This window comes from Haloplanus salinarum (assembly GCF_009762275.1).
GTDB lineage: Archaea > Halobacteriota > Halobacteria > Halobacteriales > Haloferacaceae > Haloplanus > Haloplanus salinarum.
Genome location: NZ_CP034345.1, coordinates 242,540 through 264,365 on the forward strand (window position 1 = coordinate 242,540; position 21,826 = coordinate 264,365).

Below are 21,826 nucleotides of genomic sequence, written 5' to 3' on the forward strand. Positions count from 1 at the left end.
CCCCATGCAGGATTGTTCGGCTCGCCAGCGTCCGAAGTGAAGGTCAGAGCATAGAAGTCATACCGAGTATATTGGCCCATTAACCAGCGATTAGAATAATTTATACAGAATTTAAATGCAATAAAAGGGAGTTAACTAATGGATGTTAGTTGCGTGTAACACAGTATTCCACCTCATCAGTGGAAAGCAACCATGCAAGACGACTTCGAGCTTTCGCGGCGAAAGGCACTGGCTGCACTCGGTACGATCGGGGTCGCGTCGGCGGGCGCTGGATTGGGGACGAGCGCGTACTTCAGTGATCAGGAAACGTTCGAAAATAACCGGCTGATGGCCGGAACGCTCGATATGAAGGCTGCCTATTCGGCTCACTACTCGGACTGGTCGACGGACGAAGACGGGGGGGATACGGACTCTCCGGACGACGACGTGGACGTCGTCATGTGGGACGGACCCCCTGGCTCGACCGGCGGTCCGACCGACGCGCCCGTTTCCGACGACTACACGGGACTCCCGTCGAACGACGCGTGGCTCATCGCGGTCGACGATCCGGATCAGTTCCTCGCGAATACACAGACCAACTCGGCTGGCAACACGAGCTGTCCCGACGGCACGGACGCCGAGGATCTCGCCCAGCCGGTGATCGACCTGTCGGACGTGAAGCCGGGTGACTTCGGCGAGGTAACTTTCGACTTCACGCTCTGTGACAACCCCGGCTACATCTGGCTGCAGGGCGAACTCGTCTCGTGTGCCGAAAACGGCACGACCGAACCCGAAGAGGATGACCCGGACGAGGCGTCGATGCTGCCGCTGGCCGCGGTGGGTGGTGCGTCGGCATCCTCGCTGCTGGACACTGACACCCGACAAGAGGTGGTCGAAACGGTCGGAGAAGCGATCGAAGGTGACAGAATCACTCGGAAAAGCCTCCTGAAGACAGCCGGTGCCGGGGCGGCGGGCGTCGCCAGCGCGGGAGCGATGACGGGGACCGCGGCAGCGGCACCGGGTGACAACTTGGGAACGGTGAGCTTGAGCAACGGGACCGGTGTCGGAATGACCTTTACCGGTACGTATGTCATCACGCCACGAGGTTTCAGCTCGGACGTCGTCGATATCTGGGAACCTCCCACCGCTCCGAATGGATCGGCCACTCTCGTTGCGAGCAAAACGCTTCCCAGTAGTCTGCCCGGCGAAGGCACCGACACGATTAGTGGGGTCGACTGGGACCCCGACCGACAGGAACTATGGGCGACGTACGACGGCGACCCGTTCCTGCTCATCGACCTCGGCGATTTGACGGTGACCGAGACCCTCGACAGTGGCGACGTTTCCAACGAATTCAGTGCCCCATCCGATACCACCGGCTGGCCTGCGGACGGCGTCGCTTACGATAGGCGCGACGACACCATCTGGTGGTCGTCGGACGCGTCGCAGGAAACGGTGCAAATTAACACCGATGGGACGGTAGCGAACAGGATTACGCCGGAAGTCAACGCCGCCGGCGATCTGTTCGACAACAACAGTGGAATCGCCGTCGGGGGCGATATGGACGGTCGAAAGACGCTCTATCTGGGCAACAACCCGTCGGACGCGAATGGAGGTGTCATCCGGGTCTTCGCCGACACCGGTGAGTACATCTCCGACTTCGCCACGGGAACCGGATTCCGGGTCGAAGCACTCGTCTGCGACCCTGTGACGTACGATTTCGAGGCGCTCTTGATTATGGACGCTGACACTAACGAATACCGAGTCTTCGAAGCACCCGCTGGAATCTGTCCGATCGGCGGCGATCCGGATCCCGAACCGGAACCGGAACCGGACCAATGCGCCGATGTTGAGCTTCTGGACGCTGTCGAAGCCGCCGCTTGGGTTGACGACGGCAACAACTATCAGAACGACGGCGAGTCGTTTGTAGTCCGCGGATCGCTCCGTTCTGTACTCAACGAACTGAGCAGCGGCACCGGCGTTACACTACCGGGCACCATTCCGGCCGAGCAGGGTGGTGGAACTGGCTCGCAGGGGTGCTTCCCGGCCGAGACGACGGCCTCGGTCGCGTTCGCATGGTGGGTTCCCACCGACCACGGGAACGAAATCCAGACCGACTCCGCGACGTTCAACCTGAATTTCTACACCGAACAGTGCCGTCACAACGACGGCTCCGGAATGAACAACGCGATGGTGAACGACGACGAAATCGACGACTCGTAGCGGAGCGATCCACTGGTTCAATCCATCTACCTCAATCTTAATGAACCGATCAGCGAACTTCCACTGCCAACTCCGTATTGAACGATGGTACTCACAGTTTGATATTCCGCACAGAGTGATTACGCAGACTCACTGAACCAGCGAAATACATGAACGGGCTGTGCTGAACTTATCCTCTACATTCGGCACGAGGTTCCTGACAGCCTCGGGGTAGATTTCACGGGCCGTGCTGCATAGAGGGCGCGTATCTCCCACGGTGCGCGTCCGGAAGCTCATTTTTTCGAGCAAGGAACGAAGCACATATACCCGGCACCCACATATGTAAATCGTGGATAAAATCAACGTTACTGACATTGCGGACCAACTGGCCGAGGACGGGGAGATGGAAACCGAAGCGATGCGTGCAGTGTCGTTCAGCCTCCAAGTGATGCGGTTTGAGCCGGGCGACGAGGACCCGATGCACGCGCACGCCGAGGAAGAGATTTACCGTATCGATATGGGCGAGGCGACGCTCGTGACCGACGACGAGTCGGTGGCGGTCGAGCCGGGTGACGTTGTCCATCTCCGTCCCGGGACAGACCACCAGTTCACCGATTTCGACGGCGAGTTCGTGGTCACGGTTATGTACGCACCCGCCGAAGGCTCTCAGGCAACGTAACGACAGGTCGCACCCTACGCCTGTAGTCCCGTCGAGTACGACCTTTCTGCGTCGTTCCGAACGGCCAGTTCGATCCTATCTACCGAACCAGAGCCGACGGTCTACTGAGTACACCCTCTATATGCAGCAGTCAGTTCCTCTCGGAATCACGGACAGTCGCCCCCCTCTTGTGAAATGGTGAGGCTTCGCTCCAGATTGTGAACGATACACTTGATGACGAGTTCGCGGAACTGCTTCCATCAAAGGCGTGACCGAATGCACCGAACTTCTGTTTGATCGCCGCGTTGACTGTCTCGTTCATGTTCCGCCTGTGGTATAGATCGCTGTCCAGTCGCGCATTCCACGATTTGTGGAGAGGGGTAAACTCCCGATGCTTGATGAGTGGTCGAATATCGTGGTCATGGGTGAGCCGCCGGAGTTTCTGATCGTCGTATCCCTTGTCACCGGTCAACACCGAGATGGACTGTCCGTTCCGTTTCACTATCTGCGGCGCGATCTGCGTATCGTGTTTCCGCGTTGTCGTCACGTGAACATCGAGAATGGCGTTGGTCGCTGTATCGACCAACAGCGTGGTCTTCAACTGTTGGATGGTGAGGTTCGTTCGCTTCGTGTAGTGAGTTGAGGCATGCGCCCGCTCAAAGCCGGACGCATCGATACCGGTGACACCGTTCAGTGGTAAATCCGCGAGTGAGACGTTCAGTAACACCCGCCAGACGGCCATCTCCAGGCGGTCGAACGCCTTGCAGAGGAGGGGGCAGGGATCGAATCGAGGCCGATAGCATCACGGATGCGTGGCATCTCGATGAGTTCGTCAACGAGGTCGCGGTACGTCGTTGTCTTCACCCTTCGGACAGAGCAAGACGACGTGTTGGCGGAGCATGAACCGCTTCCGTGAATAGCGAGTCGAAAACCGAGAAACAGCACGACGAGCCAACACGATAGCACGTTCAACGAACTGGAGGAGGCGTGACTTCGGAAGGGAATCCATTCTGTCTCGTGCTACTCATCAGTCGTGTTTGTCAGCAAGGGTTTCAACAAGGCCGAATATTTGAACGCGTTACTGCTGCCCCTCACAACAGGAACGTCGGCACGACTGGCTGATCGCCTCCAAAGCGCCCGCTGCCTACTGCAATAACGCTCTAGGCCCCAAACGAGGGTGTCATAGAAGGATTCACAAGATGTTGTTTCCACTCAAATCCCCTGTGAATTAGCCGATACGTGAGTATACGAACGTACCGTCCACCTACGAAGACTCGGGATTTTCCAAGTGATAGAGCAGTTCGTAGTCACCGACGTTTTCTCCGCTTTCGAGCACATCAGACAGTACCTGCTTGTGTTCTTGATCGATGTCGTGCGATGAGTCCTCGAACGATTCATACACCTGTTCGATGCTGTCCGCTTTCATATAGTAAATCAAAAAGTCGCTCTCCTCCGTATGTTCGATAAACGCAGTCTCCGAATGCATTCCCTCGCTCTTGAGTGTTTCAACCGCCTCTGCTTCTCTCTCGGTGATTTCCTCCATCCATTCCCTGAGCCGCTCCGTCTTCCCCCTCTCTATTTTTTGCTTCGCCAGCACTATTTCGGCCATATCTCGAAATGATATGTTGGAAGATTAGTTCTATCGTCCGTCTCTACCGATAGCTCGGACTCGAAACCGTCGGTGTGTGAACTCTTCTATGACACCCTCCCCAAACGCGTAAATTATCAACTGTAGTGTATTGTGTATGGGCTTAGTGAGGGGCAGTTCCTACTCTGCGAAGTAACTGATAATCCGGGTCCCGGGTGTCTCCCCACGGGATTATAATCGACCACAATCACATCCTGTCCCTCTGAGGTGCTCGATCGGCTCTGCCCTTTTGAGTTCTTCCCCATCCGTTCTGTCGCTCTAATCGATTTTTTGACTCTCCCTACCGCGTCACGCCTACTCTTCGTCGCGGAACACATGATACCAGACTAAGATAATCGATCCCAGTCCTGATGCGATCGTGCCCAATTTTGACCAGGGAGTTAAATTGAACAGCCAGGTCAGCGGACCGGATCCAGTACCAGGGGCCGGGGTCGAGTTTTGGTTCTTTGGGAGGGACGGATCCGCAGTTCCCGGCTGCTCAGTCCCCCCAGATCCCGCCGACGAGTCGGACGATTCGTTCGATATCGAAGACTCGGCCTGTTGGGGGCCGAATGAAGCGATCCAATTGCCGTCATTTGAGCTCCCGCCCACAATGTAGTGGTCGCCAACCTGAGTCGGCTTCGTGAAACTGTAGCCGCCGACCCCGCCACTAAGCAGGTTCTCCGGCTCGCTGAGCGGTACCTCCCACTCGAAAGCTTGCGTTTCGATGTCTCTGGATCGAATGTACCCGTCGCCACTGTCACGACCGATTACGACCAACTCCGTGCCAAACACGTCGAAGGAGAGCTTTGTCGCCTCAAAGTTCAGTTGCCACTCGATCTCACCAGTCGTCTCTCGCATCGCATTGATGCCCTCCGAATCACCGATGAAGAACAGCCCTGCTGCGGGACCACAGGAGCTGATACCGGAGCCAGTGTACTGGAGTTGTCGCGTGGTGCCAGCCTGCAAATCAAAAATATAGGCCGCATTAGAATTCCGCTCAACGACACAGGCAGTGGTATTATTATTACTAATCGTCCCGGTCCACTGTCCAAACGCCCCTTGGTAGACCGCAGTTTGGGTTATCTCTTCGAGGACGGTGCCGTCGGTCGGATCAACAAAAAGCAACCGGCCACCACTCTGTGTGATCACAAGTCCATTCTCGCCTGCGAGCGGCGTTTGTGGGTTCCGAGCCCGACCGTAGCCGAGATCCTCTTGCCAGAGTGGTTCCGGGCCGCTGGCATCGAATTTTTTCAGTGTCGCATTCGTATCGACGACGTAGAGATACTGGCCAAAGCTGGTCATTCCAGCGGGCTGTGCGCCAATGGGAAATCGGCCGACTGGCTCCTGTGTTGCCAGATCGAAAAACCGGACACTCCCAGATTGTAGCGTGACAGCGAGGATCGAATCCGCCACAGTGAGCCCGTAGGCTGTAATACTCCCATCCACGCTCTGCTTGAATTGTGACTCGCCGGAGCTGGCGTCATAGCCGAAGATGTTCCCATCTGAGTCGGCGACGTACGCGACCCCATCATGCGCGACTGGCCACGTTGGTGAGCCATTCAATGGCCGATACCACGCCGTTCCAATGTCGTTTGACGTGGTCGCGGATTGGGCGTTACCCCGCTGTGAGGTGGCCCCAGCCACTCCGGCCCCTGCGATCATCGACAGTGCCGTACGACGGCTCACGGCGGGCACCCCCGGCGGACGGTTATCCGATGTGTGGTTTGGTACCATACAGACTACTTACAAATATGACAGTATTGGCTAATAATTTGCGTTGGTGACGACTCGTCGCGGTTGATCGGCTGCTGGCTCTGTGCGTGAGGCTAACGTATGGAAACCAGTCACCCCGCAATCGGCATGAGGACGTGGCGTAGCCTCCCTCCGGCCGATAGCCGATAGCGGGGTCAGCCGCTGGTGTCGTTTACCACTGTCCTGTTCGACTCGTTGAGGTTGATGGTGATGTTCTTCGTCTGGGCGGTCGTGTTGTCGGCCCCAGCTGAGCTGTCTTCGTCAACCATCTCAATATTCGAGTCATCGATCTGTAGTTCGACCCACGAGTGCACGACGGTCTCCGCGCTGAGATCGACGGTCAGCATAACTGTACTTCCGTTCCCGTCGGGGCGCTGGAGTTTGATGTCGACGTGGCCGTCAGCGGTTGCCTCCGTGACCGTTGCATCCAACTCCGTGGCGTCGAGGTGCGCCCGAACGTTATAGCTCGTCTGCTTGTCGGACACGACGAGACGCTCGATCAGCTCCCGGTCGGCCTGGTCCAGTACTCCCATATCGTCGGTGTAGTTCAGGCTTACCGCCTGGACATCCGGACGGACTGTCTGGACCGTCACCGACTCGTTAGTGTGGTTTACCGTCCCCCGAACTAATGGGAGGCAATCGTCAGCCGGTCGAACGCGAATCCCCGCGATATCCAGCGGTTTGTCGCGGGCTGTGGATTCGTAGTACTGATTGATTTGTATCTCAAGCTGGCGGTACTCACTGAGGCCGGCACGAGTACCCACCTTTGTAACGACGAGTTCGGCAAGCCGCTGGCGTCCGATCTCCTCGATCACCGCTCCATCATGATGGGTGACCAACGTGACAGTCACGTTTCCGACCCGATGGGTGGTGCTGTTGCGCGCCGAACTGTTGAGGCGGAGGGCACCACTACAGGTGCGCTGGGCTTGCTGCAGGGTGTACTTGCCCTGGTCAGTCCGGGTCTGTGTCACGTTGAACTGCTGATCTGCCTCTAGTTGTGTCGTGTTGGTTCCGTCAGCGGGGCTGGCTATCGGATCGGAGGGTAGACTGGCACCTGCGATGACGACGACGCCACTGGCTACAAGCAGGACAGCCGAGATGCCGAGGGCGTACAGTGCGAGTCTGTAGTCACGTTGCATGGTTCTTGCTCCCATCATATCGAGTGTGTTGTCTCATCGGTTGCTCCAGCAACAGCCGGGCGGGGACCAACGGGCGGCCACGAGCACCGTGGAGCCGGATCGCAGTCGATTGTGGGCAGCCGGCCGACTGCTGCACTCGTGGCTTGCAGGAAAGTCCTTGTAAATCACCGTTGGAAACGGCTATGAAACACGACTGAAACGCGCCTGAAACGCGTTTCAGCCGCTGAAAATACTGAAAATCATCAGATACATACTGTCGATGTGTCGAGAACGAACTATGCCCTTGGTCCCCCCATCCCGACTGGCACTGGTCCTCTCGCTGGTCGTCCTCGGCAGTAGTCTTGCGGTGTTTGGCAGCGCTGCCGATATCGTCACCAGCGACCCCCACGAATTCACAATCAAGGACGGTGCCCTCGTCGCTACGACCGATGGGAGCCAGCAACACGTACTGGTCGAAGACGTACGCACAGTCACTCGCATCGAGATCAGCCATCAAGACCGCTATTATGCGATCCAAACGGTCACCCGTGGGCCTCCACCAGTGGATACGCAGACACGCCTGCGTGCACAGCAGGCTGTCACGTCCGCACAGACCGTCGGCAGTGACATCCCAGCGCCAAGCAGTGCCGCGTATGCTGTCCGTCGGATCCCAGCCCGTCTCTCCAGCGACCGCGCAGCGGCCATCGGAGCCACACCGAACACGTCGCTGCAGACGGCGCTTACCGCCAACGCGTCCGCCTTCACTGTCCGACAGCACGACGATACGATCGTCTTTGCACGGCGTGAATCACGGTGGAGCGACGATCGCGTACTCGTCGTCGTGACACCACACGCGTCTGGTGTCCAGTACAGTGCCGTGGTCAATCTTCGTACCGAGACCGTGGAATCGCTCGTTCGACTCGATAGGAGCGGCCGATGAAAGGCGGCTGTTCGCTCCTCCATCGGACTCATATCCGTACTCGGACGTGGGTGCCATCCCTCCGCGCTGTCGCCCCGACTGACCTCCGAGGGCGTCTGAGACACTGGTTGTACGACATGCATCTCGGTGATAAGCCATGACACAGCGACGCTCCCGCCCACGCTTTGAGCTACTCGCTGCCGGGATTCTCGTCACTGCCATGGCGGTCCTCGTCGCCCAGTTCATGAGCGCCACGCCAGCTATCGTCGTGGTCGCCGACGAGAGTACGCGAGTTGGGACCTTTGGCTGGCAGTTCACGTTTCACGATGTGGTCGTCATTGCCGTGTCAGCATGTTCCGCCGGAGCGAGCGCGACGGTCCTCCTCGATAGAGCAGATTCAATGTCGGCAATCGCAGTGGATATTGAGCGCCTGGACTCGGATGCACAGCAGCCCACCGGCGAGTCCAGCAACGAGCTACTGCAGGCCCGCCGGCAGGAGTGGGCCACCATCTCAGAACGGCTTACGAGCAACGAGGAACTGGTCTATCAGACGGTACTCGAAGCTGACGGCGTCCTTCCACAGAGCGAGATCGTTGACCAGACAGATCTCTCGAAAGCGACTGTCAGCCGCACGCTCGACAGTCTGGAGGCCAAAGATCTCGTCGAACGCAAGCGCCGCGGAATGGGCAATACCGTGTTGCTCACGTAACGTGTGTCGAGTGTAACACGTCATCTTATATCGGCCTCTCGAAGGGCTACGTGCTACAACGAGCGGTCACGGCGCCCACTGTGTTCTTTCTGTGGTTGGCGTTCGCTGTCGCAACGAGCTCACAAGGAGAGTCAACTCGGAGTGCAGTCGCAGTCGGCGCCGGCGACGACCGATGCAACACAATCGAGTCCACATTGGCAGTGAACGAGACTGCAACGCGCGTTACAGCTTCCGGAATCGATTTTTCGGGGTGCAGGCTACTGTTGAGTGCCCCTGCTGTCCTCCCCGAGACTGGCAGGGGCTGCCATCCCCCTCCGCGTCAACACGTTGCATGGTGCCGCCCATCCAAGGGCGGCAATTCGTCCCTACCGTGTTACAACGTAGGTGCACACCACCCCGCCCTGGCGGTGACGCGCAGCCTGATGACTGCGCTACTGCCGTCGCCATCTCAGTAGCGAACCTGCAGATCAGTTGGAGTGGAAAAGATCCAGAAGCAGGGAGGTGTGATCGTTATCGCTCCAGCTTCGATAAGCTGGCTTCAGTCTTGCTATACTGTGAGGTCGAATCGCCTCGACGAGAGCGGATGCTGCAGACATTGCGCGTACGTGCCACGGTATGCCTGAGGCGGCCTGACCCGTTCTATAGAGGAGTGTGTGACCGATCTGCAGTATCTTCTTGCGGGACTTCGCCCCGCTTCGTATCGAAATTTCTGCCTTTCGTGACGACGTGTTCGTCTCTGTCCCACTCGAGTACTCTTCTCGTCTCCAATTCCCGAAACGAGTGGTGGGAAAACCAGAGATGGAGCCTCGCAGCAGCCCCACTGCGACTCCCACGCCGGTGCATCCGTATCCAAGTCGGTGAAGTCGCTCGTTGGATGGTCATGCTGGGTGCGGGCCGCTCGCTGGCATGCTTCAGTTCGTTGCTGGCGTCCTTGCTCCATCGCTCGGCCGCAACGCGTCCGCTACCTGCTGCAATAACGCTCCAGAGCCCCCAAACACGTAAATTATCAACTGTATTGTATTCTGTATGGGGCTTCCCGAGTGGATCGGGTCGGTCCGCAGGGCGCTGCGTCGCCGGTTCGGTCGTGACCGCGACCCCGACACTCGCACGGTGGAGACGACCGATCTTGAGCTCAGCCTGTATTTTCGCGTTGACCGAGTCCGGTTCGAGTCGGCTGATCAGAGTCCGAGTGCCCAAGCCAGAGTTGAAACCTCGGAGCTAACCACCGAGTTAGCCGACGATCCGCACATCCGAGAGGTTCGGACGGATCGCTACTGCCCGACGCCGTCGCTGTCGCCTGTGTTTGGTGATGTTGTTGAGATGGCGTTCACCACGGGCACGACGATCACACTCGGCGCACTTGCGAACCTTCTGTACGACTATCTGAAGCATACTTCAGGGGTGCGGTACATCGAGATTGGAAGCGTCCGCATTCCATTCTCTGAGGAGATGGATAAAGAAGAATTCAAACAGCGACTCGATGACGCGTGGGATCAATTGGACAAGTAACGACGGGTCGCGGCGGGTCCCTGGTGATCCACTCGCCCGGGGATACATGTCGGGTGTCATCGGGTGCTGTTCCCTTTCTGGAGTGAGCGTGACGGCGCTGTTGAAACCCTCTGCAATTGATAGATACAGCGTCCGAGATACAGAGGTTGCACCTCGCACAAGGGGCTCAGCATGGTACGCGGTTCAAATTCCTCGATGCAGTCGCTCGACACACCATGATATCGGTCCCGGGTGGCCCGACGAATAACTACGGCCGTCGGTTACCGGCCCGAGGACCGTCAGGATGATAACCGTCGCGGTATATGTCATTATATGCCATGTAGGATCCGCTGTAACGAGTGTGATCTTGATCGATGGCTGGAGGATTGTGTGATCGCTCACAAACAGGCAAAGGAACACGAGGCTCGGTACACCGACCACTGGATCACCCTTCACAACCCACCCGACTACGGTTCCGATTCGAGCGGTGAATAACCGACGTGTTCGGGACAGCTGTTACGGTCGATCGAAGCGCTTCGGATTATCGGTTACTGTCCCGACGACTCCTGATTTGTACCGACTGGTAAAGATGGACCGTGGAGTACGCTCTATCCGAACGAATCCAAGGAGCGTGCCAGCCTCCCCGAATTCGTCGTCTGACGGACGTTCGGCCACGGACGAGAGCGCCCGTAGCTCGGGTGTCGCATGACATCCGCGATCCCGTTCGTGCGAGAGGAGCGCTGTGTATGCAGCAATGCTGTTTGGAACCACTTAGTGTCCGATAGTCGCTACGTGACCGATACAGAGAGAACATCGGCCGGTTCGTATTCAAAATAGACAGGATTTGATCCATATTAAATAAAATTAAGGAAGTAATAATCCCATTAGTATTAATAACAGAGCATTTTTGACTCCGAACGTGTACGTGTAGTTGAGGCGGTCGGGGTTGGCGGGCGCTGGGAGTGGGTAACATCCACGTTTGCGACATGCCATACGTGACAGGAACTTCACAACCCGTCCACGAAAGCCATGTTACCGCCTCATTGCCTCATCAGGGATAGTAAACTACCCTGGCGAGGTTGCTTTGTAAGATATGTGCTCTACATTCAGCACGCAGTTCGTATCAACTGCTGAGGGTTTCAACAGAGCCATGTTGTCCTATGAATTGTTAAACGCTGGGGAGTCAGCCTGCCACGGTCGCGTGGTTTGGCTCCCAGTTGTCGGCTTCATCCCACGGCTAAAGCCGTGGGTTTTCGCTTCGCACTTTCTATCTCATTGGAACTGATTACGTTCGTCTCTCACCGTTCTACGCCTCAATCGGTGCATTCCTCATCACCGACCTTGGAAATCTCGCCTGGCTCTCCATACGAACGCGCAACTAACGATCCAATCAAGCGTACCCACCTAGTATTCGATCCCGGACGTACGAATGCCAGGACGATCATCCCCGTCACGAACACTCCAATTCGTTGGAGCCATCACGGCCGTCGTTGCGCTGATCGGATACATCGTATTTGGCTGGCGATTCGGTGACACTAACGCATCACTCCCGTTCCTCCTCGGTGCTCTCTGTGTCGTCATCGCCGTTGGATGGGAACTCTATCGACGGTCCTGAAACCAGACCCCACTCGGAATCGTCTCCACCCAATCAGAACTCCTCGTCGATCATTCCGCGTAGGTTCCACCCGCCGTCAGTATCTCCTCTGAGGATCAGCCTGTATGCGAGGGACTAGTTGATGTGCGTAAGAAAATGCTCGTTGACAAATCCTCGACCATACTGTCTCATCGCTCGAAGCAGTGGTTGTGCGGACACGCGTTTGAGTATCGATTTATCTGGCGGGGTACTGCCGGCGAGCGACGTCTCCCAGCCGGTACGCGCCTGCAGGCGCTCACGCTCTCGTGTCGCGGCTGCACGAACGGCCTCGACGTCCATCGATGTGACCGATTGCTCCTCCATGAGTACCTCACCGTCGACGACAACCGTTTCGATATCTCCCGCAGTCACCGAGTTCGCCAGCACCGACGGGAGGTTGCTGAATGGCTGGAGACGTGGCGTATCGACGTCGATGACGAGTAGGTCGGCGCGTTTGCCGGGTTCGAGACTGCCGATTTGATCCTCGATCCCGAGTGTGCGTGCGGCGTCGATGGTGAGCATCTTGAGGAGATCATACGAGGACCACTGCTGGGCTCCGTACTCGAAATTCGACAACAATCGAGCGTGTTTGGCTTCCTGGAAGAGATCCCAGGAATCGAACCAGAACGGATCATCGAGGCCGATGACGACGTTCGCGCCGAACTCCTGGAGGGCCGGAAGCGGAAACCAGGTTCGCTTCCCAGCTTGGAAGTAACTGTACACAGTCGGGCAGTGAAGCACGTGCGCACCGGCCTCGGCGATGCGTCGTGCATCTTCCCGATCTGCATAGAGGAGATGCGTCAACAGCGTCCGTTCGTCGAGCAGTCCGTAGCGGTCTAACAAGTCGAGCGGATCGTCAGCACCGCTTCCAGCCGCCATCGTATCGGCTTCGGCCGAGTCATAGAGGTGGGTGTGGAGTCGCAAGTCTGGATAGTCATCTCGGAGTTCTGCAACACCTTCCCAGAGTTCTCGCGAACACCCAGCCTCGCCACCCGGTGCGATGCTCGCCATGATACGGCCATCGTACGTGTCGTGGTGGGTTTCTATGAACTCACGTGCGTCTGTGAGCTGTTCGTCTGCGGACGCGGGGTTGAGAAAGTCCGCGAGTTCGGGACCGATCACACCACGTAATCCGGCCTCGCCGATGGCTTCTGCTCCGAGTGCTGGCGTGAAGTCCATCGCGTTGACCGTCGTGACGCCATGTGTGAGCTGCCGGAGGCAGGCGAGTTGCCATGCGGCCTCGAAGAACGACTCGCCGAGTGCCGGCTCAGCTGTGTGGTACAACGCGAAGGCTTCTTTCAGCAGTTCGGTTCCGTCGAGTTCGCTGAATAGGCCTTGGACGAGGGTGAAATCGGTGTGGCGGTGGGTGTCGATGAGGCCGGGTATCACGACCTTGCCGCTGGCATCGATTACGTGCTCCGCAGTTGAGACTTGGTCTCCAGGCTCGGTCGTTTCGACGGCCGAAATGGTCCCGTTTGTCACCCGAATAGAACCGTTTTGTAGAATCTGGTTCTCTTGGTTCACCGTGACAACGATTGCGTCGTGAATTAGGAGATCAGTCATTATTCGATGGGCAGGATTTAAATCGGGAAAGCAATTCGGGGGAATGACTCCCCTGTAGGCGAGCAGTAAGTCTATCTGACCGTTGAGAGATCGTCAACATTGCGTCAGGCAGCCTGAGGTGACCACGTGTTCAGTCGGTAGATCATTCGTAGCACGTCCAGTACAATCACGCCTCCGACTAGGGCGCCAAGATACGATGGGGTATTCATCAGAGATATAAGTGTACCAACGACAAAAGCGGCGATACTGATGCGGAGGGTAGTGTTCAGATTAGCTGGTTCCATGCGAAGGCGAACGCCTGAAGCCAATTTTCGACAGTGTCTGCTTCGGCGTGACTAAAACAATTTGAGAACTGATTTGTTCGACGTTTTAGTTCTCGAAAGACACGTTCGACGGCATTCCGATTACCATGCTTTTCGTATCTGTAATCGAGGCCATGTCGGTGAAGCGCCGCTTGCAGCCACGGTGCAGAATCGACGAGAAAGAGCGCGTCGTCGACGAGATGTTTCTTGCGGAGTTCGGAAAGGAACATCTCGGTAATCGCTTGATTTCTCGTCGGAGAGAGCTTCACATGTAGCAAGCGGTTCGTCTCAGGGTCGACGGCAGCGTACAGCCAGAACCGTTCGTCATTGAGCTGGATCACAGTTTCGTCGACCGCAACGTGATCCGGGTCGGCACCATCGGTGGGCTGTAAGTCAGCCTTCTGCACCCAGTTGTGAACGGTGGATCGACAACGCTCGACACCCAAACTATCAAGAATCGAGATGGTATTCGAAAGTGATAGTCCAGCCAAATGGAGTCGAATACCGAGCTTCATCGCTGGCTCGGGTGTCGACTCGCGCTCCACAAATCCTAACTCGAAGCGGTTGCTACCGTCGCTGAGGCGTGCGATTTCGAGCATTGACCACTCAAAAATCGCACCGCCTCATCCTTCATCCTTATCTGAACACCGCCGATGCGGAGAACGGTATTCCCTGCTATATTCTGTATCACGTCGTCTGGGACGGAAGCAGACTCGTCGTAGCCTGCGAGGAGAAACAGCCACCCGCGGGACCTGATTAGTACGCCGAGGATCAACAGGAGGATTCCGGCGGCGAACCATAACAACGTCCCTGAGGATAACTCTATCATCGTTCAACACCCCGGTCAGGAGTCATCTCGAAGGTAGTGATCGTACCGAACAATCCCGTTGTCGTTTTTCTGACTGAGAGTCCTGCTGCTTTGACGACCTCGCTCGGTTCTTGTGTCCAGCGACAGCCACTTTTCGCGTAGTGGGCATCAGCGCGCCATTCCTGAAACCGAGCAATAGCTCCCACGTCACTCCGACCGTGTTCGACGAGGCGGATCGTCCCGTCCGGTTTGCAGACTCGTTCCATTTCCCGTAGTGCAGCAATCGGGTCGGGGAACGTACACGTCGACAGTGCGGAGATCACCGTATCGAAACTGTTGTCGGGAAATTCGAGATTCTGTGCGTTCATCTCTCGAAGAGTTCCATCCATACCTAACTTGGCAAGGCGCTTCTCAGCGTTTACCAGCATGTCCGGGCTGATATCGATGCCAACGAGTTCAACAGGATCGGGCAGATACCGGAAGTTCGTTCCGATGCCGCATGCGACATCGAACAATCTTCCGTCAACGTCTCCAAATTGCGCTTGACGGTAGCGACCGATGAAGAGACGGTCAACCCATTCAAACCGGTGCATTCGGTCAGCGTACTCAGCGTACCATTCCTCGATCTCCGAGACCGACATCGGGTGGTTCGATACTGGATCGGTATCGTTTCTGTGGTGTTGGTGGTTGGATTTCATCTGTTTCGATTTCTCAGTTGAGGCCCGTGTTGTCGGCCGTCAGTTCGCAGTACTGTCTGAGGAACGTCTTGTGGTCGGTTCGGCCGGCGTCGGCCGCCACGAGCGTCTCCTCCAGCCCGTCTCGGTTCTGATGACAGCAATCCCGGTGACAGGGTTTGCAGAGGTACTCAAACGTCTTGTCCTCACGGCTCCAGCGGTCGCCGTGTTTGTCGTACTCACGAGCATCCTCACGGGCGACCTTCTCGCCGCAGGCAATACACGTTACCTGCTGGTTAGAGTTGCTCCCCAACAGTGTCGAGACAGTCATGGTCACCGATCCACCTCTCCTATAATAGTGTCGAGACTCCCGAGGGTCGCGACAAGGTCGGGAACGTACTCACCCTCCGCCATTGCCGACAGCGCTGACAGATTCGAAAATGACGGCCCGCGGATCTTGAACCGGGCAGGGGTCTCGGTGCCGTCGGCACGGATGTAGATCCCGAGTTCGCCCTTGGCCCCTTCCACAGCTTTGTAGCACTCGCCAGGGGGCTTCAGCGTTCGCGGAACGTTAGCTTGTACGGTACGCTCCTCGTTCGGCCAGTCTTCGAGAAGATCCACGCACTGTTCCACGATGGCTGCTGACTCCTCGATCTCCCGCAGGCGGACGAGTACGCGGGCGAAGTTGTCGCAACCGTCCTCGGTGACGACGTCCCACTCTAGCCGGTCGTAGTAGCCGTAAGAGTCGTCTCGTCTGAGATCGTAGTCGATGCCGGAGCCGCGAGCGACTGGGCCCGTGCAACCGTACTGCTTTGCAACCTCCGGCAGTAACTTACCGGTGTCGACACAGCGGACCTGGAGGACTTCATTGCTCGTCAGCAGGTCGTGATACTCGTCGAGCCTCTGTGGAAGATCGTCAATGAAAGAGCGCACGTTATCAAAGAACTCCCCGCGGGGTTCGGGGATGTCCCAGACGACGCCGCCGACCCGGGAGTAGTTGAACATCATCCGTTGGCCGGTGAGGTCTTCTAAGAGGTCCTGAACGATTTCCCGGTCTCGGAAACCGTACATAGAGGTAGCGTTGAACTCGCCACTGACGTCTAGTGCATACATCGCAGTGAATAGCAAGTGCGAGAGGATGCGTGACAGCTCGGCGCTCATCGTCCGGATGACCTGCGCGTACTCGGGGACTTCGATATCGGCTAGGTCCTCGATGACGCGGGCGTAGGCCCACTCGTTGAGCAGGCCCGCCCCACCCCAATCCCATCGGTCGGGGTACGGCATAATCTGGTGGCGGTAGGTACCCTTCTGGCACATCTGTTCCTCACACCCATGGATATACCGGATATCCGGCTCGACATCGGCCACCTGTTCGCCGTCGAGAACCACCTCAAGGTGAAGCACGCCGTGGGTGGACGGATGGTGGGGCCCGATGTTGAGGAACATCGTGTCTCCCTGCTGAGTATCATCTTGAACAGGGTTGGCGTGCTCGCGCAGCGTCACGATCTGCGGCTGGGCCTGATCGTGGTCGTTCTGGAGCGGGTGCCCCTGCCACGTCTCTGGGAGCAGAATGCGCCGGAGGTTAGGATGGTCTTCGTATTCGATACCCACGAGGTCGTAGGCCTCCCGTTCGTGCCACTCCGCTGTCCGGTAGACCGGCGCAGCGGACTCGCTGACTGGGTTGTCCTTCGTCGTCGGAACGATGACCGATAACTCACGCGCCCGGTCATCGTAGCTGGTAAGATGATACACCGTCTCGAAATGGTCGTCGTACTCCTGGGCGGTTACACACGAGCAGTGGTCAAACCCGACTTCCGAGCGAAGCGTCGAGGGTGCCTTCTGGACGTGATCGGCTCGAATCACGAGCGCGGGGGCGTTCTGGTGTGAGTCACGGTTGACGATGACATCGTCGGGGAGGGCTGTGACCGCCTCGTCCACGAGGCGGTTGGCGGTCGAGGACTGTTGCTGTTGCATCGTCCTTCGGCTGTCAGTTCTCAGTATAGTTCCGTAGCCACGCTGCCTCACTAGTGGTGTGATTTAAACCTAGATCAGCGAGGTATTTTATTGCGCGCAGTTTTGGCTGACGCTATGCGATACCTCACCGCGTTAGTCAAACCAGATGGAGGGGCAGCATTCCATCCACTCGGAGAGGAACTGACGGATGACCCGTCGATCAGGCGGCGGGCTATCCATCATCTTGAGCTTCTTGAAGATGATACTGTCCTCCTGTTTGCCGAGGCAAGCGGCAGTAAGGAACGGTACAAACAGATTATGGAGGATTCATCGTATGTCCTCAGTTATCTTACTGCGGGCGAAGATCGGTGGATGGCTGTGAGCCAATTCGAACCGACAGAAGCGGTTCACCGATCCCTTAAACTGCAACAGGAATCGCTGCTGGTGATCGAGACTCCGATTCATTTCACGTCTGAGAATCATCTTAAAGTCACCTACCTTGGAACTGACGAAACGTTCAGTAAATTATACGAATACGCCGAGGAGATGGATCAACTCACGTTCGAAGTCCTTGGGATGGGTGATTATGAGTCCGACAAATCATCGCTCAATAGGATGATTACACCGAGGCAGGAAGAAGTGCTTGAGGCAGCCGTTGATTTAGGATATTATCGTGAACCCCGCCAAGCGTCGCTCGAAGACATCAGCGAGATTGTTGGGATTTCTCCCGGAACAGTCGGTGAGCACCTTCGGAAAGCTGAAGAACGCGTGTTCAGCGAACTCGTTCACTAATCGTAGCGTCGGTGAGATCCTCACCGTACAGTAGACAGAAGCTTCGGGATATATAAGCAGCCACACCCATGCGGCAGTCCTCGTATTCAGCTTTGTCGCGTATTTCCCTCCACGGGAACACGATGTCTACGACGAAACCCAGACCCATAACCACAGAGGCGGTTACAAAGACTGATGCATCGTTGTTCAGTGGGCACGATGTCGAATCGACCTATCGTAACATCAACGGCGTGCAGTTACAGTTGTTCAAGGCGAAAGCCCACGGCTTTAGCCGTGGGATGAAGCCGACACGATGGGAGACAAACCACCAGATAGCCTGACGGGAGTTGTGTCCCGAATTGTTAAGTTCGGCCCTCCCATACTATGTGGTGACGGCGTTCCCCAGTTGTGGCATGGGGTCTTCGACCCCAACGGACGCTTCGCGTCCACAGCCCGCCGGGTAAGAAAGCCGAAGAACCACACCACCACGTCCCGGCCTACGGGTCGGACGCGACTGGTGGTACCCAGTCGGCTGAATACCCGACCGTGGAGGAACGGACGGTATTCCGTTCCACCGAAGCGCTCGGCGCGTCCGGGTGGGAAGGCCCGTTTGACCGGGCTGTACGCGCTGAAAAGCACGCTCGGGGTCGTAACCGATCGGCCACCGTCGAACGCCCCACGCGAAAGCGTACTTGAGGGCCGAGGAAACGCGCAACCTTGAACTCCCCTTCGGGGAATCCCACCCCTTCAGGGGTGGGAGGAGGTCAAACGTCGTCACTGCCGGTGATTCCGACGCACCTCTATAGTAGCGATTGAAACTGTTTGCACAGCCGACCGTACGCAGTACTGCGATCGGCTGTGTAATGACTTTCAATCGCTACTATAGTTGTCCTTCTGCACGGACATCCCGATTTCTGGTACGGCTGGCGTGATCAGATCCATCCGCTCGTTGAGGCCGGCTTTCGTGTGGTTGTTCCGGATCAGCGAGGCTGTAATCTGAGCGACGCACCTGATGAGGTTGATGCCTATCGACAATCGAAATTAGTCGCTGACGTGCGCGAATTGATTCACAGCGAGGGACGCGACTCGGCCCACGTAGTCGGACACGATTTCGGCGGGTTCGTCGCTTGGAACGTGGCACTCCGCCATCCATCTGTCGTTGACCATCTTTCAATTCTAAACGTACCACATCCAACGGTGTATCGAGAGACCTTACGGTCTAGCCTCGAACAAATCGTCCGGAGCTGGTACGTCTGGTTCTATCAGGTACCGAAGCTCCCCGAGTGGATGCTGCGTCGGAACGATATGGCCAATATGGTTGACTCGCTTGAAATAACTTCGAACAAAGGAACATTCGACGAAGAAACGATTAACCGCTACAAGGCGGCTTGGCAGCATTCAGGCATTGAGCCGAGGATTAACTGGTATCGTGGATTCCGTCGGTCGGAACGCTCATCACGCGACACCGTTACCCAGCCGATGCTGATTTGTTGGGGAGAAGATGACATCGCACTTCGTCCCTCGATGGCCGAAAAAAGCCTTGACTACTGTGAAGACGGTCAGTTAGAGATGTTTCCTGACGCATCACATTGGGTACATCATGAGCGTGAAGAGGTTACTGATGCGCTAGTCCGTCATCTCACGGGGAACAACAGACTCGAATCAACCGAGTCGGTGAAACCGCACTATTAGTCTCCGACGGGAGCGACATTCGCTCTGTTGGCGAAGTCGTTCTCGATCACAAAGCAATTTGAGATCCGTATGCATTGAAACTACCAGCCTCAACTTTGGTTATCCTGTGAGGTTGAGACTACAGCGGGATTAGCAGGGCTGTGATGCGTGGTTTCGGCCGAATCGATGAGCAGAAACTGGTTCAGATCGCTTTCTGAACGGCCGTTATTGTTGGATGGTCAATTTATTCGGGGTGTTTCCGAGACCGCGGATAGTGTAGCCACTCAGACGCCGCTTTACCACGGGTAAAGACCCTCGCTATCCGATTCCAGTTCCCTTCTTCAACAGCGTAAGAGTGTTGTCGGCCGTCACGATCGGCGAATGGTCATATTCACCGGTCAAATCGACCTGTACCAGCAAATCGACCGCTCGCCAGATAGAGTACAGCAGACAGGCAAAGGCGAAGTAGAAGAATCGAAGTCCGAAATCCTTCGACGTCGTCGCCGCCATGAATCGCTTTATCGACTTGTAGCCGCTCTCGATCTCCCATCGGTAGCCATACTCGGTGAGGTGACCACTCCCGCAATTCGACATGAACACCGAATACTGCCGGTGATCGTCGTGCTCAGAGTCTTCTTTCCGGCGGTAGATCAGCGTCGTCTCGTGCCACTCGTTCTTGCCGAGGTGGAGCTTCCGGTCGGTCTCGTACCGATCCTGGTCCCGCTGGAGCAATCGCTTCGCCTGGGCTTTCTCGCTGGTCTGCATCCGCTTGGGAACGACGTAGGGGTGCCCGCGCTGGCTGATCATCTTTAGGACGTGCTGGCTATCGAACTCCCGGTCCATCAGCACGTTATCGACGTGAAAGAGGTCCTCTGCCGAATCTAGCAAATCCTCGACGATTTCCAGTCGTGTCTCCCCCTTTTGGACGGGGCGCGCGTCCAGCACGATTGGGACGGCATTCCCGACCAGCTGCACCGTCGCCCACTGGTAGGCGTATTCGTCGGTCTTCTCCTTCGTCCCGATGATCTCATCCTCGTAGTCCGTTCTATCGCCTGTGAAGGGGTCAGCTTCGGTAATGTTGATCGCGACGATCCCGGCGCGGAAGAACTCCTTCGTCCCCCCGACCTCGTCGATGAGTTGCCGGACCGCCTGGCGGTACATCTCGCGAATTTGCTCGATAGGGAGATCACGAATCTTGTCGCGATGCCCGTGCCCGAGTGGTGTTCGATCACGCGTCGACTCGTGGATGAAGCTCCGAGCGCCCTCGTTGGCGGCCAAGTTCTCACGGAGCCCTAAGTAGGTCTGTAAGCCCCAGTAAGCGTTCTCGGAAATTTCACAGCCCTCGCACGATCGAGCGAGAAAGCGGGGAACACGACGCGACTGACGTGGTCAGTGATCCTCCCTGCCTTGTCGAGGAGGGCCTGATCGTCAGAGTCCGATCCGGTAGCGTGGGGGCCTCGATCCGGGAGGTTCCGTTCTGGTTCGCGTGGTACGGCGACATCCGCGTTTTGTGCTTTGATCAGGATCGTTCGAGCTGCTTTCTGGACCGTCTCGCGGATATCTCGCGTGAAGCGCTCGTTCCAGCTGCGCCATAATGTCGACTGATCGGGCACCATCTCCAACTCTAGGCGTTCGCAGAGTGCGGGATGGCTATCGAGGTAGTTGAGGGGTTCTGTTTCGTGCTCCCATCCGTAGAGTTCTTTCAGCACGAACACGCGAAAGAGAGTGTCCATCTCGTAGCGTGTCGACCTTCCACAACAGTCGTGAGCCTCGAATCTGAAGGAGGCTAGCGGGAGTACGCAGACGAACTTCTCAACGGAGTTGTGGCTCTCGTGGTCAAACCACGCCTCTGAGACTGTCCGCATATCTGATTCCAGTCCAGCGAGCGACGTTCGATCGTACAGCGGTGTCGAATTATATACCGGTCACTCAACATTGGACCGACGCGAAATTTTCCGGAAAACAGTACGATGAGACAACTCATTTACTCCCATGA

The 21,826-nt window shown here is 56.9% G+C and carries 15 protein-coding genes and 2 pseudogenes; 7 read left to right on the top strand and 10 right to left on the bottom strand.

All coding sequences use genetic code 11. The annotated features are described in order from the left end of the window. Positions 1–192: 192 nt before the first annotated feature. Positions 193–2,202 (top strand): SipW-dependent-type signal peptide-containing protein, encoded by a 2,010-nt coding sequence (locus EI982_RS18635; protein WP_233255269.1) that lies wholly within the window; start codon positions 193–195, stop codon positions 2,200–2,202. 328 nt (positions 2,203–2,530) lie between these two features. Then, complete coding sequence (locus EI982_RS02500; RefSeq protein WP_157687987.1) at positions 2,531–2,860, top strand: cupin domain-containing protein; 330 nt, start codon at positions 2,531–2,533, stop codon at positions 2,858–2,860. Positions 2,861–3,006: 146 nt separating this feature from the next. Here the strand turns inward: EI982_RS02500 and EI982_RS02505 are convergent. The 4 genes and pseudogenes from EI982_RS02505 to EI982_RS02520 all read right to left on the bottom strand — a co-directional run bounded on the left by EI982_RS02505 (position 3,007) and on the right by EI982_RS02520 (position 7,360). Beyond that, a pseudogene (locus tag EI982_RS02505) lies at positions 3,007–3,848 on the bottom strand (IS5 family transposase). 255 nt (positions 3,849–4,103) lie between these two features. Further along, positions 4,104–4,448: a DUF6176 family protein gene (locus tag EI982_RS02510; RefSeq protein WP_157687988.1), complete on the bottom strand. Its 345-nt coding sequence runs from the start codon at positions 4,446–4,448 to the stop codon at positions 4,104–4,106. A 333-nt stretch (positions 4,449–4,781) separates the two neighbouring features. Further along, the gene (locus EI982_RS02515) at positions 4,782–6,155 is read right to left on the bottom strand and encodes a BamB-related PQQ repeat family beta-propellar protein (protein ID WP_157687989.1); all 1,374 of its coding nucleotides are present in this window, start codon (positions 6,153–6,155) and stop codon (positions 4,782–4,784) included. Positions 6,156–6,376: 221 nt separating this feature from the next. Further along, positions 6,377–7,360, bottom strand: coding sequence for a hypothetical protein (locus EI982_RS02520; RefSeq protein ID WP_157687990.1), 984 nt, complete (start codon positions 7,358–7,360; stop codon positions 6,377–6,379). Between the two features lie 277 nt (positions 7,361–7,637). Between EI982_RS02520 and EI982_RS02525 the strand changes: the two genes are divergently transcribed. The 3 genes from EI982_RS02525 to EI982_RS02535 all read left to right on the top strand — a co-directional run bounded on the left by EI982_RS02525 (position 7,638) and on the right by EI982_RS02535 (position 10,476). Further along, a complete protein-coding gene (locus EI982_RS02525) occupies positions 7,638–8,279 on the top strand; it encodes a hypothetical protein (RefSeq protein ID WP_157687991.1) in 642 nt (213 codons plus the stop codon). Positions 8,280–8,415: 136 nt separating this feature from the next. Then, positions 8,416–8,967 carry a helix-turn-helix transcriptional regulator gene (locus EI982_RS02530; protein ID WP_157687992.1) on the top strand — a complete coding sequence of 184 codons (552 nt, stop codon included), beginning with the start codon at positions 8,416–8,418 and terminating at the stop codon, positions 8,965–8,967. Between the two features lie 1,026 nt (positions 8,968–9,993). Next, positions 9,994–10,476, top strand: coding sequence for a hypothetical protein (locus EI982_RS02535; RefSeq protein WP_157687993.1), 483 nt, complete (start codon positions 9,994–9,996; stop codon positions 10,474–10,476). Between the two features lie 1,708 nt (positions 10,477–12,184). On the opposite strand, the gene EI982_RS02540 is transcribed toward EI982_RS02535, so the two are convergent. The 5 genes from EI982_RS02540 to EI982_RS02560 all read right to left on the bottom strand — a co-directional run bounded on the left by EI982_RS02540 (position 12,185) and on the right by EI982_RS02560 (position 17,409). Beyond that, entirely contained in the window at positions 12,185–13,651 is a 1,467-nt protein-coding gene (locus EI982_RS02540; RefSeq protein ID WP_157687994.1) for an amidohydrolase family protein, read from the bottom strand. A 265-nt stretch (positions 13,652–13,916) separates the two neighbouring features. Further along, positions 13,917–14,552 (bottom strand): IS6 family transposase, encoded by a 636-nt coding sequence (locus EI982_RS02545; protein WP_157687995.1) that lies wholly within the window; start codon positions 14,550–14,552, stop codon positions 13,917–13,919. A 226-nt stretch (positions 14,553–14,778) separates the two neighbouring features. Next, positions 14,779–15,402: a class I SAM-dependent methyltransferase gene (locus tag EI982_RS02550; protein WP_157691046.1), complete on the bottom strand. Its 624-nt coding sequence runs from the start codon at positions 15,400–15,402 to the stop codon at positions 14,779–14,781. 70 nt (positions 15,403–15,472) lie between these two features. Next, the gene (locus EI982_RS02555) at positions 15,473–15,766 is read right to left on the bottom strand and encodes a DUF7562 family protein (protein ID WP_199243704.1); all 294 of its coding nucleotides are present in this window, start codon (positions 15,764–15,766) and stop codon (positions 15,473–15,475) included. A gap of 2 nt (positions 15,767–15,768) precedes the next feature. Then, positions 15,769–17,409 carry an NADH-quinone oxidoreductase subunit D-related protein gene (locus tag EI982_RS02560; protein WP_157687996.1) on the bottom strand — a complete coding sequence of 547 codons (1,641 nt, stop codon included), beginning with the start codon at positions 17,407–17,409 and terminating at the stop codon, positions 15,769–15,771. Between the two features lie 114 nt (positions 17,410–17,523). On the opposite strand from EI982_RS02560, the gene EI982_RS02565 reads away from it, so the two are divergent. After that, positions 17,524–18,180: a helix-turn-helix domain-containing protein gene (locus tag EI982_RS02565; protein ID WP_157687997.1), complete on the top strand. Its 657-nt coding sequence runs from the start codon at positions 17,524–17,526 to the stop codon at positions 18,178–18,180. A gap of 852 nt (positions 18,181–19,032) precedes the next feature. Continuing rightward, on the top strand, positions 19,033–19,851 hold the full coding sequence (locus tag EI982_RS02570) for an alpha/beta fold hydrolase (RefSeq protein WP_157691048.1): 819 nt from the start codon (positions 19,033–19,035) through the stop codon (positions 19,849–19,851). 297 nt (positions 19,852–20,148) lie between these two features. On the opposite strand, the pseudogene EI982_RS19090 reads toward EI982_RS02570, so the two are convergent. Beyond that, a pseudogene (locus tag EI982_RS19090) lies at positions 20,149–21,824 on the bottom strand (transposase). Positions 21,825–21,826: the final 2 nt, after the last annotated feature.

Bases quoted from the DNA above. Each gene is read 5' to 3' on its own strand.
- EI982_RS18635 (WP_233255269.1), top strand. From the start codon at position 193: ATGCAAGACGACTTCGAGCTTTCGCGGCGAAAGGCACTGGCTGCACTC.
- EI982_RS02510 (WP_157687988.1), bottom strand. From the start codon at position 4,448: ATGGCCGAAATAGTGCTGGCGAAGCAAAAAATAGAGAGGGGGAAGACG.
- EI982_RS02520 (WP_157687990.1), bottom strand. From the start codon at position 7,360: ATGCAACGTGACTACAGACTCGCACTGTACGCCCTCGGCATCTCGGCT.
- EI982_RS02525 (WP_157687991.1), top strand. From the start codon at position 7,638: ATGCCCTTGGTCCCCCCATCCCGACTGGCACTGGTCCTCTCGCTGGTC.
- EI982_RS02530 (WP_157687992.1), top strand. From the start codon at position 8,416: ATGACACAGCGACGCTCCCGCCCACGCTTTGAGCTACTCGCTGCCGGG.
- EI982_RS02535 (WP_157687993.1), top strand. From the start codon at position 9,994: ATGGGGCTTCCCGAGTGGATCGGGTCGGTCCGCAGGGCGCTGCGTCGC.
- EI982_RS02540 (WP_157687994.1), bottom strand. From the start codon at position 13,651: ATGACTGATCTCCTAATTCACGACGCAATCGTTGTCACGGTGAACCAA.
- EI982_RS02545 (WP_157687995.1), bottom strand. From the start codon at position 14,552: ATGCTCGAAATCGCACGCCTCAGCGACGGTAGCAACCGCTTCGAGTTA.
- EI982_RS02550 (WP_157691046.1), bottom strand. From the start codon at position 15,402: ATGTCGGTCTCGGAGATCGAGGAATGGTACGCTGAGTACGCTGACCGA.
- EI982_RS02555 (WP_199243704.1), bottom strand. From the start codon at position 15,766: ATGACTGTCTCGACACTGTTGGGGAGCAACTCTAACCAGCAGGTAACG.
- EI982_RS02560 (WP_157687996.1), bottom strand. From the start codon at position 17,409: ATGCAACAGCAACAGTCCTCGACCGCCAACCGCCTCGTGGACGAGGCG.
- EI982_RS02565 (WP_157687997.1), top strand. From the start codon at position 17,524: ATGCGATACCTCACCGCGTTAGTCAAACCAGATGGAGGGGCAGCATTC.